This is a genomic window from Alphaproteobacteria bacterium, assembly GCA_040905865.1.
Lineage (GTDB): Bacteria > Pseudomonadota > Alphaproteobacteria > UBA8366.
The window spans coordinates 1-17,578 of sequence record JBBDQU010000066.1; the positions used below are offsets into that span (position 1 = coordinate 1).

Here is a 17,578-nt window from a genome sequence, read left to right on the forward strand (position 1 = left end):
GCCTGGTCCCAAGCGGAAAGGGGCCGCAATATTGCGTTTTTCCGCAGCCTGTTAAGACCGGCCGGTGGCGGGGGAAAGACCGGTGAGCAAGGCTTTCACCAGGGAAACCGAGGTCGAGGAGGTCGAACCCGATGCCGGACCGGCGATCCCGAAGGGCGTGAAGAATTACATCACGCCGGAAGGTTTCGAGAAGATGCGGGCGGAGCTGAAGCAGTTGCTCAGCGAAGAACGGCCGAAGGTTGTCGAGGTCGTATCCTGGGCGGCGGGCAATGGCGACCGGTCGGAAAACGGCGACTATATCTACGGCAAGAAGCGGCTGCGCGAAATCGACCGTCGTATCCGTTTTCTGCAGAAACGGATGGAAATCGCCGAGGTTGTCGATCCCGCGAAACAGACCAGCCGCGACCGGGTTTTCTTCGGCGCGACCGTGACCTATTGCGATGAAAATGATCGGGAACGCACGGTGCGTATCGTCGGCATCGACGAGGCGCGGCTGGAAAACGGCGAGGTGAGCTGGGTGTCGCCCGTCGCCCGCGCGCTGATGCGGGCCGGCGAAGGCGATGTCGTCCGGATGAAGACGCCGAATGGCGACATGGAAATCGAGATCCTGACGATCCGTTACGGAGACGGGTAGCGCCGGGTTACAACCTGTCGGCGCCCGCCCGCGCCGCGTAATAATCCCAGGCGCGTTCCATCGCCAGCGGCCCGATCAGCGCTTCCGGCGTTTTTTCGATCTCCCCGGGGCTGAGATACGTCACATTGCCCAGCGGCATGGTCTGTAGCTGCAGTTTTGCATTCACATGGGTATAGACGGCGGCGAGCGTCACTTCCCGGATGCTGGCGCCGGTCACGGTACAGCCATGGCCGCGCATCAGCACGACCCGCGCATCGCCCAGCGCCCGCGCCATGTCGCGCGCCTGTTCCATATCGGTCACCAGCAGCGACGTATCGCCGAACCGGTCCGCGATATCCCATACGGGGACATGGGCGCCAATGACTCCGGTCGTGTGCACCAGCGGGCGCAGCGGCGTCTTCGTCACTGTGAAGGGGATGATTTCATGCGCGTGGTTATGGATGACCGCATGCACATCCGGCCGGGCTTCGTAAATGGCGCCATGGATATGCCGTTCGGCATAGGGTTTGCGGTCGTCCTTGCCGATACTGTCGCCGGTCAGGTGAAATTCCATGATGTCGGCGGCGGTTACCAGCGACGGGCTGCGCGACCGCGAAATAAAATACTGGTCCGGTTTTCCGGGATTTCGCGCGCTGACATGGCCAAAGGCATCGGCGATGCCTTCATGGGCCAGAATGCGGTTCGCGATCACGATATCGCGCTTGATTTCGGTAATCCTGAACATCCCGGTCGCCTCAAGAGACGGGCCCCGCTGGCCCGCCCGGCGCGGATGCTACCCCATCACCAGCCCGCCATCCACAAATAGCGTCTGGCCGGTCATGAACCGGCTCCATTCGGAAGCGAGGAACAGGACCGGGCCGGTCACGTCCTCCGGCGTCGCGATGCGGCGCAGCGGGGTCTGTTCGATGATGGCGTCCTTTACCGCTTCCTTCGTACCGCGGCTGGCATCGGTCGGATAGACCAGCCCGGGGGCGACGCAGTTGACGCGGACACCCAGGGGTCCCAGTTCCGCCGCCAGCGTGCGGCTGAACCCGACCAGCGCGGATTTGGCGGTGGTATATTCGTGATAGGGGACGACCGCGCGCGCGATGAGGTCGGTTGCGATATTGACGATGCTGCCCGTCGCCCGCCGCGTCATCACCGGCGACACCGCATGGCACAGGTTGAAGGTGGATTGCAGCGCGCTGTCGACCTGGTCGCGGTAATCGGTCCAGTCCAGTTCGTCGAATCTTTTACGGTTATCCGGATCGAAGGCGTAGGGACGGAAGGCATTGTTGATGACGGCATCGATCCGGCCGAACTCCTCCGCCACCGTATCGACCATTCGCTGCATGGCGGTTCCGTCGGTGACGTCGGCCTGAATTGCCAGGGCGTCGCCGCCCGCCGCCTTGCAGGCATCGACAGTGCGGTTCGCGGCATCCGCGTTCCGCAGGTAATTGACGACCACATTGCCGCCTTCCGCGGCGAAGGCCCTGGCGACGGCCGCGCCGATGCCGCGGCTGGCGCCGGTGACGATGACAGTCTGCCCGCGAAAATCCATCGTTTGCCGCCGCGCCGGACTATTTCGGCAGCAGGTCGGTGCGCACGACTTTGGTGATGTCGATGTCGTTCTTGATCAGGCCGAGCAACTTGAACGTCGCCGCCCCCTGCTCCAGCGGCTCGATATCGAACGCGCCGAGGCCGTGTTTCGCCGTCGTCGGCGAAATCGCGGACCGGTTTCGCAGCTTGATGATTCCCAGATTGACCTCTTCGTCCTTGCCGTTGATCGCGCGGGTCATCGCGATCTTCGCGGCCTCCACCGGTTTGGCGATCATCCAGGCCGCGCTGTCCCTGTATGCTTCCAGGAAACGGCGCAACAGATCCTTCTTCGTGTTGTACATTTCCTCGGTGACGACAAACAGGTCGCTGGGCAGGTTCAGATAATCGCGTACCTCGATTACATTGACTTCGCCCAGGCCCTTCATCCTGCCGACAAACAGGCCCGTATCGGTTGCCGACGTGGCGTCGACCTGTCCCTGGACGACCGGCGCGAAATTGAGCAGGCCGGTGACCTCGATAGTGACGTCCTCTTCCGACATGCCGGCCTGCGCCAGCAGGAGCTGCAGGTTCTGGCGGGTGCCGCTGTTCAGGCTGTAAACACCGACACGCTTTCCTTTCAGGTCCGCCGGTTTGGTGATGTTGCGGGATTTCGGGGAAACCACATTGAAGACGTTTTGCGGGTAAATATTATAGATCGCGATCAGCTTTTCACCCCTGTCCAACGCGATAAACAGGCTGGCGGGATCGGTGAAGGCGATGTCCGCCTGTCCCGACAGCATGTTGACGATGGCCGAACCGCCGCCGGTACCCGGCACGTAGACGAGATCGATTCCCTTCGCCTTGAAGAAGCCCTTGTCCGGTTCCGCCAGCAGGTTGGTGATTTCGCTGATCGCCGGGCTCCAGCCGGCAACGGTGACCGTGTCGAGCGCCTGGGCTGCCGCCGGCCCGGCCAGCGCCAGCATGGCGGAACAGACGATGAGGAAGGGGGTGCGCAGCAGCTTGCGGATCATTGTTCGGTTCCTGTCACATGTTTGCGAAGCAGCCATTTTTCGAACCAGATTGTCGCCTGAAAGAGGAGCATTCCAAGTATCGTTATGACGATCAGTACGGCGAACATCAAGGGCGAGTCCATCATCCCCTGCGAGGCGATGATCAGCGCGCCCAGCCCTTCACGCCCGCCGATGAATTCGCCGACCACCGCGCCGACCAGCGACAGCACCACAGCGACCCGGAACCCGGCCATGATCACCGGCAGACCGGCAGGGATTTTCAGCCGCAGCAGGGTCTGCATTCGCGTCGCGCCCAGCATGCGAAACAGTTCTCGCTTCTGCGGGTCGACATGCTGGATCGCGGTCAGCGTGTTCTCCAGCAACGGAAAGAAACAGATCAGCGCCGTGATGACCACGATGGAGGTCATGCCGAAACCGAACCAGATGATAAACAGCGGCGCCAGCGCCAGCTTCGGAATCACCTGACTGGCGATGATATAGGGATACAGGATTCGGCGCAAAAAGGCGGATTCGCCCAGCACGACGCCGCAGACAAACCCGACGATGCAGCCCGTGGCGAGCCCGAGCAGCATTTCCGCCGCCGTCAGCCAGATATGCGGCAGCAGGTAGCCGCTGGTCAGCCCGCTCCACAGCGTGTCGAGCACCGCCGACAGCGACGGCAGCACCAGTTCGGGAAAGCCGGAAACGCGGGAAAACACTTCCCAGCCAATCAGGAAGGCGACGAACAGCGCGGCGGAAATCAGCCTGTGTGTCATGCCGGTACATCCATCGCATGGCGGACATCCGCGCACAGCGCGGTGAAGTTCTGAGTGAACCGGATTTCCCCGTCGCGCGGCCGGGGCAAGGGGATCGTCAGGTCGCGGATCAGCCGCCCGCGATCCATCACCGCAACCCGGTCGGCCAGATACACGGCTTCACGGATGTCATGGGTCACGAACATTACCGTCGTGTTGCGCAGCCGGAACAGGCGCAGCAGGTCGTCCTGCAGTTCCTCGCGCGTGATTGCATCCAGTGCGGCGAAGGGTTCGTCCAGCAGCAGCACGGGGGGCTCCAGGATCAGCGCCCGGGCAATGGCGACGCGGCTCTGCTGCCCGCCGGAAAGCTGCGTCGCGTTGCGGTCGCCCAGTCCCGACAGTCCGACCAGCGTCAGCAGCGCCTCCAGCTTCTCCCGGTCTGCGGCGCCCGGCCGCCGTTTCAGCGAAATCGGCAGCAGGATGTTTTCCGCCACCGTCAGCCATTCAAGCAGGGTCGGCCGCTGGAACACGAACCCGATCTGTTCGCCCGGCTCGCGCACCGTCCGGCCCTGCAAGGTAATCGATCCGCTATCGGGTTGCAGCAGCCCGGCGACAAGTTTCAGCAGGGTGGTCTTGCCGCAGCCGCTGCGCCCGACCAGGCAGTGGAAATCGCCCTCGCCGATGGACCAGTCGAAACCGTCGACGATAAGTTCCGGCTTGCCGTCCGAATCCCGGTAGGTATGGGTGACGCCCCGCAGGCTTACGAAATCCATCTCGCCCGCGTCAGTCGGTATAGGGGGCGAAGGCTTCGGCGGCGGTCTCCGCCGAGCGTTCGACTTCGACCATGCTGATCAGGTCCAGCAGGTTAAACCGTCCGTCATGATGCCAGCCTGCTTCGGGCGCCGTCATGCTGCCCAGCGCGCAGATGCGCGTCACCCCTGCTTCGCCCAATATACCCGACAGCCGGTGCAGCTCTTCCGGCGCGGCGGCAATGCCAGCCGTCTGCAGGAAGGCTTTGAACGGCGCAACCAGCGGCGCGACCTCGTCCAGCGCATCGACCGCGACAATGCGGATCGTCCGGTTCAGCCCGCTGGGGTCCAGGGTCGTCGCGGCGTCGCTGTACACCGCGCACCAGCTACCGGTTTCGCCGGCAATCACATCCATTTCCGGGCGGGACATCGCCTCGGTTTCCGCCGCGTCGCGCCAGGCGGCAATGCCGCCGGCTTCCGCGATGGTCAGTTCCCGGCGCGGATACTTTGCCTCGAACCCGGCCAGCGCATGGGCGACATATTTTGTGAATTCGCGCGGCGATACCCGGCCGCCGCGTTCCACGAAGAACAGATGCGGCGAATAACAGCCCTGCTGGTCGTAGCGCACCACGTCATAGGCCGCCTGCCGCGCCACGCCCGGCGCCTTGCGCGTGTCCAGCGCGGCGCGGGAAATCATGCCGAAGCTGACCTTGTGCCCATGCGGCAGGTAACGCGTCGTGACCGGGATCCGCCGGCGCAGGTCGGACAGCGCCTCATTGCCGCCATAGGCGATCACGGTATCGGCCTGTTTCAGCAGCGCTTCCTCGCGTGCCGCGTCGCCGCCCTTCCACCATACGATGGCGAGGCAATTGGCGAGCCTTGGTTCCACTTCCGCCAGCAACCGCGCGAACCAGCCGGCGAACAACGGCTCGCCGCTCGGCAGTTTGCCGATGTTCCCCGCCTTGACCAGCAATCCGGCCACCAGGCTCCACAGCGGCAGGCCCGGCACATTCCCGGCCCAGACATGGACCAGCAGGCCGGGACCGACGGCTTTCGTAAAGCCGCCCTTCGGCGCGGGCTGGAATTCGTCCAGGACTTTCGGATTGGCGAAATCCTCGGCGATGAATTTCCGCAATTCCGGCTTGCGGAAGGTTTTCAGGTAACCGGTCAGGCCGAGCCGAACCATCTCCGCGTCATAGCCGCTGACCAGCGGCAGCAGCGCCTCGCATTTCCGCCGGTACGGATCGTTGCGATCCAGCAGCCGGGCGATGGCGCGGTCGATTACCTCGACGATTTCCGACACCGTCATGGCTTTCAGCACGTCACGGCTCGCCTGTTTCACCCGGGTGGCCAGCGCATCCATCTGCGCGTCGTCCAGCACGGGCACCTCGACCGCCAGCGCCGCATTGCCGCGCGCGAAGTTCAGCACCCGCCATTCGACGTCGGCCTCGGCAATGCCCGGAAGATACCCTGCCCGTTCGGTCAAACCGGTTATCCCCTCGCGGCTTCCAGAAAGGCGTCGACCGCCATGGAACAGCCCTTCGCTTCCGCGCCCTGCACCCGGCCCAGCAGCAGGAACCCTCCGTCGGCCGCGATCCCGGCGTCTTCGGTCAGGATGGCGGAAACGCAGTTGAAATGGGCCAGGTCGCAATGCACGATCACCCCGGTCTCGCCGCGCGGCAGTTCCGCCCCGGTCAGCGGGTTGATGATGCGGCTGCGGATCCAGTGCGGTCCGGATTTCACCGACGGCACGACTGCGTTGCCGTTGTCGTAGAACTGGGTGCTCAATTCGGTCATGCCGTACATGTTGATGCAGTTGCCGCGCGGCACGCCGAACGCCGCCGATAGCTGATCGTAGAAGTCATCCATTTCCAGTTCGCGCGACTGCCCCTTGAACCCGCCGGTATCGAGGATTCGGCTGCCGACCGGCAGTTTTGCACTGCGTCCCGATTCGCGCATTTCGTCCATCAGGTGCACGAAACTGTAGGTCGCGCCCAGCAGCGCATAGCGTTCGCCAGTCGTTTCCGCATGGTCCAGCGCGGCATACAGCGTGTCCGTATCCAGCCCGTCCGGCCCGATCAGGGAATGGCTGTCGACCGTGCCGAATTCGCGCTTTGCCAGCGCCAGGTAATGCGCCAGCGACGAATTCGGCATCATGCTCTCGTCCGGAAACAGGATGCCGATGCGTATTTTCGCGCGCCCCGCCATGAAGCGTTCGCGGAAATGCGTTACCATCGATGCGTCATAGACCCGCAGGTCCGGGTGGTGGCACTTGCCGCGCAGCTCGCCCCGGGTCGTGCCGCTGGTCATGAACACCGCCCCGGCGTCTTCCGCTGCGCAACAACTCAACGTCAGGTCCTTGTAGGCGTTGATCGGTACCGCGGGAATGTCGCGCCAGTCCTTCACCGTCCGCGCCGTCCGCCCGCGCTGCTGGCAGAACCGGCGATAGGGCTGGTTATTCTCGAACTGGTAGGCGAAGACGGTCAGCGCCATTGCGTTGAACGCATCGTCATCCGCGCCATCGCGGTCGATGAAGGCGAGCAACGCCTCAATAATTTGCGCTTCTGTCATGCGGATCGAACCTGTTGGCGGGAAATTGGCGCTAGATCAGATTCACAGGTTTGAATGGAACCGCAACCGGTTCCATTCAAACCTGATGTGCTACAGTACCCACTATCGGGCGGGAGGCTGCTCAATTCAAGCCGCCCAGCAATGGCACAAACGCCACGGGCAGGTTGCAGCTTTCGCGGACCTTGCCGGTTTCGGCGTCCTTTTCCATCACGACGAGCGACTGGGTCATGTCCTGACGGCCGAGCGGGATGACCATGCGGCCGCCGGGGCGGAGTTGATCGAGCAGCGCCGTCGGCAGTGTCGCCGCCGCCGCCGTGACAAGGATTGCGTCATAGGGCGCCTCCGCTGGCCAGCCATTGCCGCCATCGCTGTAAATCACCGTGACATTATCGTAGCCCAGCCGTTTCAGCAGCGCCTTTGCGTCGCCGGCCAGCGATGCGATCCGTTCGACCGTCACGACGGTTTTGGCAATTTCCGCCAGCACCGCCGCCTGATAGCCGCAGCCCGTGCCGATTTCCAGCACATGCGATTGCGTCGTCAGGGCGGCAAGCTCGGTCATGATGGCGACGATGTAGGGCTGGGAAATCGTCTGCCCCTGCCCGATGGAAAGGGGCCGATTCTGATATGCCAGGTGCCGCAGGTCGTCCGGCACGAATTCTTCCCGGGGCACCGTTTCCAGCGCGGCGACGACCGCCGGGGAAAGCCGGGTTATGCCCACGTAGCGTCGAGTCGCCGCCACCTCCCGCGCGATTTCGTCCAGCAGGTACCGGCGCGCCTGTTCGTTTGCATCGGTCATGATGGCGCTTTCCGTAGTATCGAGGCAAAGGTCTTGCGACTCACGGCATCGTAACACATATAGCGGTAGGTTTTGACAAGGGGGTGGATATAGAACGCCATGGCAGCAAAAGAAAAACCCGCAAAGAGCGCGAACAAGTCGGCGGGCGGCAAGAAGGCCGCCGCCAGCGGTGAAACGCATTCGTTTCAGGCGGAAGTCAGCCGCCTGCTGGATATCGTCGCAAACGCGCTGTACAGCGAAAAGGAAATCTTCATCCGCGAACTCGTGTCGAACGCGGCGGATGCCTGCGACCGTCTGCGCTACAGGGCGATTACCGAACCGTCGCTGACCGAAGGGGACCCGAATTTCCGCATCGCCATCGAGGTCGACAAGGACGCCCGTACGCTGACGATCAGCGATAATGGGCTCGGCATGACCCATGACGAGATGGTGGAAAACCTCGGCACCATTGCGCGGTCCGGAACGACCGCATTCGTCGAGCAGCTTTCCGGCGATGCGAAGAAGGATGTTTCCGTTATCGGGCAGTTCGGCGTCGGGTTCTATTCCAGCTTCATGGTCGCCGACAAGGTGGATGTCATCAGCCGCCAGGCCGGATCGGACGAGGCCTGGCAATGGTCGTCGGACGGCAAGGGCGCCTTCACCATGTCGGAGGCGCAGGCCGATGGGCGCGGCACCCGTATCACCCTGCACCTGAAAGAAGACCAGTCGGAATATGCCGATGCCTACCGGGTACGCAGCGTGGTCAAGACCTATTCCGACCATATCGCCTTCCCGATCACGGTAAAGGACGTCAAGGCCAAGGACGACGCCGACAAGGCTCCGGAAGCGGTCAATACGGCATCGGCGCTGTGGACCCGCCCGGCCAGCGAGGTAACCGACCAGCAGTACAATGAGTTCTACCACCACGTTTCCCACACGCCGGGCGACCCGTGGACCAGGCTGCATTTCCGCGCCGAGGGCGTGATCGAATATTCCGGGCTGCTCTATATCCCGGCGAACCGGCCCTTCGACCTGTATACACAGGAAAAGGCGTCCAAGGTGCGTCTCTACGTGAAGCGCGTGTTCATCACCGATAATTGCGAGGAGCTGGTGCCGCGCTGGCTGCGCTTCCTGCATGGCGTGATCGATTCCGCCGACCTGCCGCTGAATATCAGCCGCGAGATGCTGCAGAACAATCCGGTGCTGACGCGCATCCGCAACGGCATTACCAGCCGCGTGATGCGCGAACTGGAATCGAAGGCGGAAAAAGACGCCGAAGCCTATGGCGCCTTCTGGGACAATTTCGGCGCGGTATTGAAGGAAGGTCTGTATGACGGCACAGGCGACCGCGAGGCGTTGCTCGGCCTTACCCGCTTCCGTTCCACCCATGGCGACGGGCTGGTCTCGCTGAAGGACTATGTCGGCCGGATGAAGGAAGGCCAGACCGCCATCTACTACATCACCGGAGACGACCTGGATGTGGTAAAACGCAGCCCGCAGCTCGAAGGCTTCCGGTCGCGCGGGGTCGAGGTATTGCTCATGACCGACCCGGTGGACCAGTTCTGGGTGCCGATGGTCGGCCGGTTCGACGACAAGCCGTTCAAATCCGCAACCCAGGGCGGCGCCGACCTGTCATCGATCAGGAAGCCGGACGGCAAGGACGACGATAAAGCCGAGGACGCGCCCGCCGAGGAGGATATCGGCCGGTTGACCGCCGCGCTGAAACTGGCGCTCGGCAAGAACGTGAAGGATGTCCGGTCCTCCGACCGGCTGACCGAAAGCGCGGTCTGTCTCGTTGCCGGGGAAGGCGATCTCGACATGAACCTGGAACGCATCATGAAGCTGCACGGCCAGGTGTCGGAACGCGCGCCGCGGATTCTGGAAGTGAATCCGTCGCATCCGCTGATCCGCCAGCTCGCCGAGCAGGCCAGGGCGGATTCCGGCAGTATGGAGGATTCGGCCTTCCTGCTGCTCGACCAGGCCCGGATACTCGAAGGCGAGCAATTGCCGGACCCCGCCGCATTCGCGCGGCGGATGTCGGCGGCAATGGCGAAAGGATTCGGCGCGTGACCGGCTGACGGCCGTCCCGTTCGCGGTATGCCGGTTCCCCGGGTACCGTTTTTGGCGTAGACTGTTCCGCCAATACGTGACGGAGTCGCCATCATGCGCCTTACCCGTATCGGGTCATGCCTTGCCGGCGTGGCGCTGTTACTGTGGTCCGGCATTGCATCCGCAGACCCGGACTGCACCTGCCGTTATCGCGGCGTATCCTATGCCGTCAGCAGTTGCGTGTGTATCGATACGGGCGAAGGCCCGCGCCTTGCCTGTTGCGGCATCGTTCTGAACAATACGTCCTGGTCGTTTACCGATCAGGCCTGCCCGGTTACACGGCGGGATCCGCCGGGCGGCACCGGATCCGTGGCGCTGTCGCGAATGTCCGACTCCCCGCGTCAGTCGCGCGGAAAGGTGACCGCTTCGATCTTGTTGCCCTCCGGGTCCAGGATGAAGGCCCCGTAATATTCCGTCATCGCGCCCTGCCGGGGCCCCGGATCGCCGTCGCTGGTCCCGCCGCCGGCCAGTGCGGCGGCGAAGAATGCGTCGACCGCTTCACGGCTCGGCGCCCGCAGGCAGATATGGGCGCCCGTTTCCGCCGGCTCCGACGATTTGCCGGGCCGCGTATTCAGCCAGAATTCGGGATACTTCTTGCCGAACCCGACGGTCCCCTCCCGGTCCACAAGGCGGGTCAGCCCGATGGTCGCCAGCAACGTCTCGTAATAGGCCGCGCATCTGGCAAGGTCATGCACCGCAATCGATACATGGTCGATCATCCGGCGGCGCCGTCAGACGTTGCCGCGCGCAGCGATCCGGTCGGCTCGCGCAATCAGGCGCTGGGCGCGGATCACCACCGGGATGTCGATCATCTTGCCGTCCAGCGACCACGAACCCCGTCCCTCTGCAATCGCCTTCTTGTCACCCTCGACGACCCGCCGGGCATAGGCGACCGCTTCCGGTTTCGGGCTGAATTCCTCGTTCAGGACCGCCACGTTGGCCGGATGGATGCAGGATGCGCCCTCGAATCCGAATTTCGCCGAATGGCGGACCACGGCGCGATAGGCGTCCGCATCGCTGAAATCGGCGACGGTGCCGATCAGCCCCATCGGCGTCAGCCCGGCGGCCCGGGCGGCGAGCAGCGACTGCTGCTTGGGGTACTGGTAGACCTCCGGATCCGGTTCGAAACCGCAGTCGAGCGCGAAATCCTCCCCGCCCAGCAGGACGGTCGCGACGCGCGGGCTTGCCCTGGCGATGGCGTCCATGGAAAAGAACGCATTCGCCGTTTCCACCATCGGGATCAGCCGCGTCGTGCCGACGCGCATCCCGCGCTTGGCTTCCAGGCTGTCGACCAGTTCCGCCAGCAGCCTGACGTGGTCGGCGCTTTGCACCTTCGGCAGTTTCAGGGCCGTGACCAGCGGCGAAATGGCTGCCTCGATATCACGCACCGCCAGTTCCAGTTCCCGGTTGATGCGGACCAGAACATCGGCGCCGTTGCGCGCGACCTTCACCGCCGCTTCCAGAATCAGCGTGCGGGCGTGGTCTTTTTCCGATGGCGTGACGCTGTCCTCCAGGTCGAGGATGACGCCGTCGGCGCCGCGCGTATGCGCCTTGTCCACGTAGCGGTCGACATTGACCGGTACGTATAGAAGCGATCGCCAGACCGGATTGTCGTTCACCGTTGCGTTCATATTATTCTCCCCAGTTTTTGTGGGCGTCACAGGACGCCACGTTCTTTCAGTGCCGCGACTTCCGTTGCAGAAATGCCGATACGACCCAGGATTTCCGCGTTGTGCTGGCCCAGCGAAGGCGCCGGGCGGGCGAATCCGCCCGGCGTGCGCGACAGTCGCGGCACGATATTGTGCATCGGGACCGTGCCCATGTCCTCGTCCGGCAGATCGACGTTGATCTCGCGCTCGCGGAAATGCGGGTCTTCCATGATCTGTGCGATGTTGTAGACGGGCGCCACGGTAACGTTCTCGCGGTCGAAAACCTCCATGCATTCGTCCAATGTCCGCGCGCCGATCCAGCCGCCGACGATTTCATCGACCTCATTGCGATTGGCGACGCGGGCGGTGTTGTTGTGGAATTTCGGGTCGCTGTTCATGTCGTCGCGGCCGATGACGCGGAAAATGCGTTCGGCCATCGACTGGATGGATCCCGACATGGCGAGCCATTTGCCGTCACTGGTCGCGTAAACATTGCGCGGCGATGAGGTGTTGGACCCGCTGCCAACGCGTTCGCGCACGTCGCCCGTCACCTTGTGCCAGGCCGCCTCCGCGCCGAGGATCGAATACATCGGCTCCAGCAGCGACAGGTCGATAACCTGCCCGTCGCCGCCCTTTACCTCGCATTCACGGATCGCGATCAGCACCGCCATGGCGCCATACAGGCCGGCGATCATGTCCGCCATGGCGAGCGGCGGCAGGACCGGCTCCCGGTCCTCGAACCCGTTGCGGTCGGCAAAGCCGGACATCGCCTCGACCAGCGTGCCGAAGCCGGGCCGGTGTTTGTAGGGGCCGGTCTGGCCGAAGCCGGACACGCGGACGAGTATCAGCTTCGGATTGCGGGCATGCAGTACGTCCGGGCCAAGGCCCATTTTCTCCAGGGTGCCCGGACGGTAATTTTCGATCATCACGTCGGCCTGTTCGACGAGGCGCAGCAGGATGTCCCTGGCGTCGGCTTCGCGAAGCTCCAGCGAAACGCTTTTCTTGTTGCGGGCATAGACCTTCCAGTTGACCGGGATATTGTCGGTCAGCCAGTGGCGCAGCGGATCGCCCTTGCCGGCGGGTTCGATCTTGATCACCTCGGCGCCGTAATCGGCCAGCTGCAGGCTGACCATGTTGCCCGCCACCAGTCGGGACAGGTCCAGCACGGTTTTGCCGTCCAGCGGCCCCTTGAAATTCTCGTCGAAACTCGGCACGTCATATCCTTTCCGCAGGTGATCCCGGCAATCAAGGCGCTACACACCGTCCGCCGCAAGCAGAAAATCCCGGAACAGCCGTACTTTGTTCATGCCGCCCCTGGCCCGTGGCCAGGTCAGGTAGTAGCGGCGGCCGCTCGGCACGCGCAGGTCGAATGGCGCGGTCAGCCGCCCGGATTCAATGGCCTGGCCGACCGCCAGAACCGGTGCGATCGCGATGCCCTGACCCTGAATGGCGGCCTCGACCGCCATTGCCGCATCCTCGAAGACAGGCCCTGCAAGGCTGTCGGCATCCCGCAATCCGGCCGCGGCGAACCAGCGCGGCCAGGCATCCGGGTGGCTGGTCGAATGCAGCAGCGTCGACCGCGCGACCGCCGCCGGCGTCCCGGGAACCGGAAAATCCGGGCTGCAGACCGGTATCAGGGATTCAAGGCCGATTTCGCGCGATTCCAGGCTGGCGCTGTCCGTATTCTCGCCCAGCACCGCGATGTCGATCCCCGATCCGTGCAGCGCCGCCGCGGTTTCCAGAACCCGCAGATGCACCGATAACGCCCGGTGGGTACGCTGGAAATCGGCCAGCCTGCCGATCAGCCAGCGGCTCGCCACTGATGTTGCGCCGACCGTCAGTACCGCGTCTTCCGGGCGGCGGATCATCCGCGCCGACGCGGATTCGATCCGGGCCAGCGCATCGCGGATATCGGATGCGTAGTGTTGCCCGGCATAGGTCAGCGCAATCGAGCGGCCGACCCGCTGGAACAGCTTCTGGCCCAGATGGTTTTCCAGGGTCGCAACCTGCCGGCTGACCGCGCCCTGGGTGACGCCGAGTTCCTGCGCGGCGCGGGTGAAGCTCAGCAGCCGCGCCGCGCTTTCGAAGGCGCGCACGGCATTCAGCGGCGTGCGAAACGGTCGGTCGAACGGATCCATGGAAATCCATGATATTTTCTCATAAGTTAGTCGCCAATCTTTTGCTTGTCGATGTACCCTGTGGTCGGACACATTCCCGGTTCCGGTTCCGAAAACGAGGGCTCGCCCATGCCGCCGCGCAAACGCACGACCAAACCCGACCGCATCGCCTTTATCGAGGCGCGCTGGCATGCGGATATCGTCGACCAGGGGCGCAACGCCTTCATCGCCGCGCTCTGCGCGCGGGGAATGAAGGAGGAATCGATCGACCTGTTCGACGTGCCGGGCAGTCTTGAAATTCCCCTGATGGCGAAACGCGTCGCCGAGACCGGAAAATATGCCGCCATCGTTGGCGCCGGACTGGTCGTGGATGGCGGTATCTACCGGCATGAATTCGTGGCGCAGGCGGTGCTGAACGGGATCGTTCAGGTGTCGCTGGAAACCGGCGTACCGGTCATTTCCATGGTGCTGACGCCGCACCGGTTCCACGAGCATGACGAACACAACCGGTTCTTCCGCGAACATTTCAAGGTCAAGGGCGTGGAGGCGGCGGCGGCCTGTATCGACATGCTGGCGGGGCTGGCCACGGTGAAATAGCCGCCGCCCTATCACTTTGCTTAGGTTCTTGTGGCAGATCCCGCGACCGAAGGGGGCGCCGCTCCGGCCAGCCCGATACCGCCCGCGACGGCGGCGGCGCCCGCCAGATGATAGAGATGCAGAGTCTCGCCCAGAAACGCCACCGACAGGGCGGCGGCGAAGACCGGCAGCATATGGGCCGTCAGCGCCGTCCTGCTGGGCCCGACCAGTGCAATCGCGCGATTGTAGCAGAGATAGGCGGCGATCGAGGCGAAAACGGCGATATAGCCGACCACTGCGAAGGATGACGGGGTCGCCGGCATGACCCGGATCGTCAGGTGCTCCCACAGGTAGACGGGCAGCGTCATCGCGACGGCCATCGCCATCATGCCGGTCAGCATCGTATTGGGATGCATGTCGGGGGGTTTGCGCTTGATCAGCACCGAATAGAACGCCCAGGACACAACCGCCCCGACCATCCAGATATCGCCCCGGGTGAATTGCAGGCCCAGTACCGTGCTGAGATCGCCTTTGGCGACGACGATCGCCACGCCCGCCAGCGACAGCGCCGTTCCGGCAATCTGCAGCGGATGCAGCCGGTCGCCCAGCATGAACCGCGCGACAACCGGGACCAGGGCGGGGGTCATGGCGTAGATCAGCGCGGCGTTCAGCGCCGTCGTCGTGTTCAGCGCGACATACAGGAAGGTATGGAAAATCAGGCCGCCCAGCAGCGCCAGCAGGGCCAGCCATCGCCAGTGCCGGCGGATCAGCGGCCATTGGCGGCGCGTCAGCGCGAGGGTAAACGGCAGGAACAGCGCGAAGGCCAGGACCCAGCGCCAGAAAGACAGGCCGACCGGCGGCACATCCGCATGGAACGCGCGCGCAACGACGATGTTGCCGGCCCAGAACAGCGCGGCGCAGGCCATTAGCGGATAGGCGATTGCATTGGGGTTGCGATCCGTCATGGCCGCACGCTAATGCCCGATTCGGTGTTCAGCAATCTCGGACCTTTCAACGAGGCCCCTGCAACGCCATATTGCCGGACAGCGCTACCGCAACCGACAGGCTTCAATCATGGAATATATACTGCAACTCGCCGCCAACCCTGGGGCGTGGGCGGCGCTCGCGACACTGATCGTGATGGAGGTCGTGCTCGGCATCGACAACCTGATCTTCATATCGATCCTCACCAACCGCCTGCCGGAAGCGCAGCGTCCCCTCGCACGGCAGATCGGTATCGGCCTGGCCCTGGTATTGCGGCTGGCCCTGCTTGGCCTTCTGTTTGTCATCGTCGGGTTGACGGCGCCCGTCTTCGAACTGTTCGGTCAGGAATTCTCCTGGCGGGACATGATCCTGATTGCCGGCGGGTTGTTCCTGGTCTGGAAGGCGACGACTGAAATTCATCACAATGTCGATCCGCAGGCGAAGGAAGGCGAGGCGAAGGTCGCCCGCGCCGCCTTTGCCATCGTCATCGCGCAGATCCTGGCGCTGGATCTTGTCTTCTCGCTCGACAGTATCCTGACGGCGGTCGGGATGACCGAACATCTGCCGATCATGTTTGTGGCGGTTATTGTCGCGGTCGCGGTCATGTTGTTTGCCGCCGGGCCGCTCGCCGCCTTTATCCACGACAACCCGACCGTCGTCATGCTGGCGCTGGGCTTCCTGATGATGATCGGCACGGTCCTGATCGCCGAAGGTTTCGGGGCGCACGTGCCCAAGGGTTATATCTATGCGGCAATGGCCTTCTCCGCCCTGGTCGAGGGGCTGAACATGATGGCACGGCGGGCGCGCCAGAAGCGGGGTGTTGCGGTCGACCAGGACTGATACGGTTTTCCTGCCGCGATAATCGCGGCGTGACGAATGGCCTGCGCCTGTTAAACTCCACCATCGGTATCCGGGGAGAGACGGGTTTGCGCACGCAGGTCGGCATTGTCGGCGCGGGACCGGCGGGGCTGTTGCTGTCGCAGCTTCTGCACCTGCAGGGGATTGCGTCCGTGGTGCTGGAGCGGCAGACCGCCGCCCATGTACAGGGACGTATCCGCGCCGGGGTACTGGAAGGCGGTACTGTCGAACTGGCGCTGCGCGCGCAATGCGGCGACCGTATGATCCGCGAAGGGCTGGTGCATGAAGGCGCCGGTCTGTGCTTTGGCGGCGCGCGCCACCGTATCGATTTCGCCGCGCGCACCGGCGGCAAATCGGTTCTGGTCTATGGCCAGACCGAATGGACCCGCGACCTGATGGCGGCCCGCGCCGCGCTGGATGGAACGGTCATCTACGAAGCCGAAGACGTCGCCCTGCAGGATATTGAAGGCGATGCGCCACGTCTGATCTGGCGCAAGGATGGCGCAGCACATGAAGTTGCCTGTGACTTTATTGCCGGCTGTGATGGGTTTCACGGTGTCAGCCGCCATGCGATTCCGGCCAGGGCGCGGCGGCGGTTCGAGAAAACATTTCCCTTTGCCTGGATAGGGCTGCTGTCTGATACGAAGCCGGTTTCCGACGAGCTAATCTACATCAACCACGATGACGGGTTTTCGCTCTGTTCGATGCGGTCCAGGACACGCAGCCGCTATTACCTGCAATGCCCGCTGGACGAAAAGGTCGAGGACTGGTCCGACGACCGTTTCTGGAGCGAACTGTCCCGCCGTCTGCCGGAAGACCGTGCAGGCGGGCTCGAAACCGGGCCGTCTCTGGAAAAGAGCGTCACGCCGCTGCGCAGCTTCGTGACGGAGCCGATGCGCCACGGGCGGCTTTTCCTCGCCGGGGATGCGGCGCATATCGTACCGCCGACCGGCGCAAAGGGCCTGAACCTCGCGGCATCGGATGTGCGCTACCTGTCTGAAGCCCTGACCGGGTTCTACCGGGACAATCGCACGGACCTGATCGACGCCTATTCGGCGACCTGCCTGCGCCGGGTGTGGAAGGCGCAGCGCTTTTCCCACTGGCTGACCGGGTTGATGCACCGGTATCCCGACGCCGGCGATTTCGACCGACGCCTGCAACTGGCGGAACTCGATTACATCTCCCGCTCCCCCGCGGCGCAGACCGCGCTGGCGGAGAACTATGTGGGGTTGCCCTTCGAATAGCCCAGGCGCGCCGGACCGCATGGAAGCCG

Annotated in this window: 18 protein-coding genes; 5 read left to right on the plus strand and 13 right to left on the minus strand. The window is 63.7% G+C overall.

Annotation, left to right across the window (positions count from 1 at the left end):
- Positions 1-82: 82 nt before the first annotated feature.
- Positions 83-634 carry a transcription elongation factor GreB gene (gene greB / locus WD767_14485; GenBank protein ID MEX2617300.1) on the plus strand — a complete coding sequence of 184 codons (552 nt, stop codon included), beginning with the start codon at positions 83-85 and terminating at the stop codon, positions 632-634.
- A 7-nt stretch (positions 635-641) separates the two neighbouring features.
- Here the strand turns inward: greB and WD767_14490 are convergent, their stop codons facing one another.
- The 8 genes from WD767_14490 to WD767_14525 all read right to left on the minus strand — a co-directional run bounded on the left by WD767_14490 (position 642) and on the right by WD767_14525 (position 8,033).
- Positions 642-1,358: a class II aldolase/adducin family protein gene (locus WD767_14490; protein MEX2617301.1), complete on the minus strand. Its 717-nt coding sequence runs from the start codon at positions 1,356-1,358 to the stop codon at positions 642-644.
- Positions 1,359-1,406: 48 nt separating this feature from the next.
- On the minus strand, positions 1,407-2,174 hold the full coding sequence (locus WD767_14495; protein MEX2617302.1) for a 3-oxoacyl-ACP reductase: 768 nt from the start codon (positions 2,172-2,174) through the stop codon (positions 1,407-1,409).
- A 19-nt stretch (positions 2,175-2,193) separates the two neighbouring features.
- Positions 2,194-3,183: an ABC transporter substrate-binding protein gene (locus tag WD767_14500; protein ID MEX2617303.1), complete on the minus strand. Its 990-nt coding sequence runs from the start codon at positions 3,181-3,183 to the stop codon at positions 2,194-2,196.
- Positions 3,180-3,938, minus strand: a complete 759-nt coding sequence (locus WD767_14505; GenBank protein ID MEX2617304.1) for an ABC transporter permease — start codon at positions 3,936-3,938, stop codon at positions 3,180-3,182. The genes WD767_14500 and WD767_14505 overlap by 4 nt, the downstream gene beginning before the upstream one ends.
- Entirely contained in the window at positions 3,935-4,690 is a 756-nt protein-coding gene (locus WD767_14510) for an ABC transporter ATP-binding protein (GenBank protein ID MEX2617305.1), read from the minus strand. Before WD767_14510 ends, WD767_14505 begins: the two co-directional genes overlap by 4 nt.
- Before the next feature lie 10 nt (positions 4,691-4,700).
- Positions 4,701-6,152: an acyl-CoA reductase gene (locus WD767_14515; GenBank protein ID MEX2617306.1), complete on the minus strand. Its 1,452-nt coding sequence runs from the start codon at positions 6,150-6,152 to the stop codon at positions 4,701-4,703.
- A gap of 5 nt (positions 6,153-6,157) precedes the next feature.
- Complete coding sequence (locus tag WD767_14520; GenBank protein MEX2617307.1) at positions 6,158-7,237, minus strand: long-chain fatty acid--CoA ligase; 1,080 nt, start codon at positions 7,235-7,237, stop codon at positions 6,158-6,160.
- A 121-nt stretch (positions 7,238-7,358) separates the two neighbouring features.
- On the minus strand, positions 7,359-8,033 hold the full coding sequence (locus tag WD767_14525; GenBank protein ID MEX2617308.1) for a protein-L-isoaspartate(D-aspartate) O-methyltransferase: 675 nt from the start codon (positions 8,031-8,033) through the stop codon (positions 7,359-7,361).
- 99 nt (positions 8,034-8,132) lie between these two features.
- On the opposite strand from WD767_14525, the gene htpG reads away from it, so the two are divergent.
- Positions 8,133-10,082 carry a molecular chaperone HtpG gene (gene htpG, locus WD767_14530; GenBank protein ID MEX2617309.1) on the plus strand — a complete coding sequence of 650 codons (1,950 nt, stop codon included), beginning with the start codon at positions 8,133-8,135 and terminating at the stop codon, positions 10,080-10,082.
- Between the two features lie 380 nt (positions 10,083-10,462).
- Here htpG and WD767_14535 read toward each other — a convergent pair whose 3' ends face one another.
- Genes WD767_14535 through WD767_14550 form a run of 4 tightly spaced genes read right to left on the minus strand, consistent with a single transcriptional unit; the run spans position 10,463 to position 13,908 of the window.
- The gene (locus WD767_14535; GenBank protein ID MEX2617310.1) at positions 10,463-10,840 is read right to left on the minus strand and encodes a VOC family protein; all 378 of its coding nucleotides are present in this window, start codon (positions 10,838-10,840) and stop codon (positions 10,463-10,465) included.
- Between the two features lie 12 nt (positions 10,841-10,852).
- Positions 10,853-11,752: a CoA ester lyase gene (locus WD767_14540; GenBank protein MEX2617311.1), complete on the minus strand. Its 900-nt coding sequence runs from the start codon at positions 11,750-11,752 to the stop codon at positions 10,853-10,855.
- Between the two features lie 26 nt (positions 11,753-11,778).
- A complete protein-coding gene (locus tag WD767_14545; protein ID MEX2617312.1) occupies positions 11,779-12,984 on the minus strand; it encodes a CoA transferase in 1,206 nt (401 codons plus the stop codon).
- 39 nt (positions 12,985-13,023) lie between these two features.
- Positions 13,024-13,908 (minus strand): LysR substrate-binding domain-containing protein, encoded by an 885-nt coding sequence (locus tag WD767_14550; GenBank protein ID MEX2617313.1) that lies wholly within the window; start codon positions 13,906-13,908, stop codon positions 13,024-13,026.
- Between the two features lie 108 nt (positions 13,909-14,016).
- On the opposite strand from WD767_14550, the gene WD767_14555 reads away from it, so the two are divergent.
- A complete protein-coding gene (locus tag WD767_14555) occupies positions 14,017-14,484 on the plus strand; it encodes a 6,7-dimethyl-8-ribityllumazine synthase (GenBank protein ID MEX2617314.1) in 468 nt (155 codons plus the stop codon).
- 20 nt (positions 14,485-14,504) lie between these two features.
- Here WD767_14555 and WD767_14560 read toward each other — a convergent pair whose 3' ends face one another.
- On the minus strand, positions 14,505-15,428 hold the full coding sequence (locus tag WD767_14560) for a DMT family transporter (protein ID MEX2617315.1): 924 nt from the start codon (positions 15,426-15,428) through the stop codon (positions 14,505-14,507).
- Positions 15,429-15,537: 109 nt separating this feature from the next.
- Between WD767_14560 and WD767_14565 the strand changes: the two genes are divergently transcribed.
- Together WD767_14565 and pobA are read left to right on the plus strand one after the other, a co-directional pair.
- Entirely contained in the window at positions 15,538-16,287 is a 750-nt protein-coding gene (locus tag WD767_14565; GenBank protein ID MEX2617316.1) for a TerC family protein, read from the plus strand.
- Positions 16,288-16,373: 86 nt separating this feature from the next.
- A complete protein-coding gene (pobA, locus tag WD767_14570) occupies positions 16,374-17,549 on the plus strand; it encodes a 4-hydroxybenzoate 3-monooxygenase (GenBank protein MEX2617317.1) in 1,176 nt (391 codons plus the stop codon).
- The last annotated feature ends 29 nt before the right edge of the window (positions 17,550-17,578 follow it).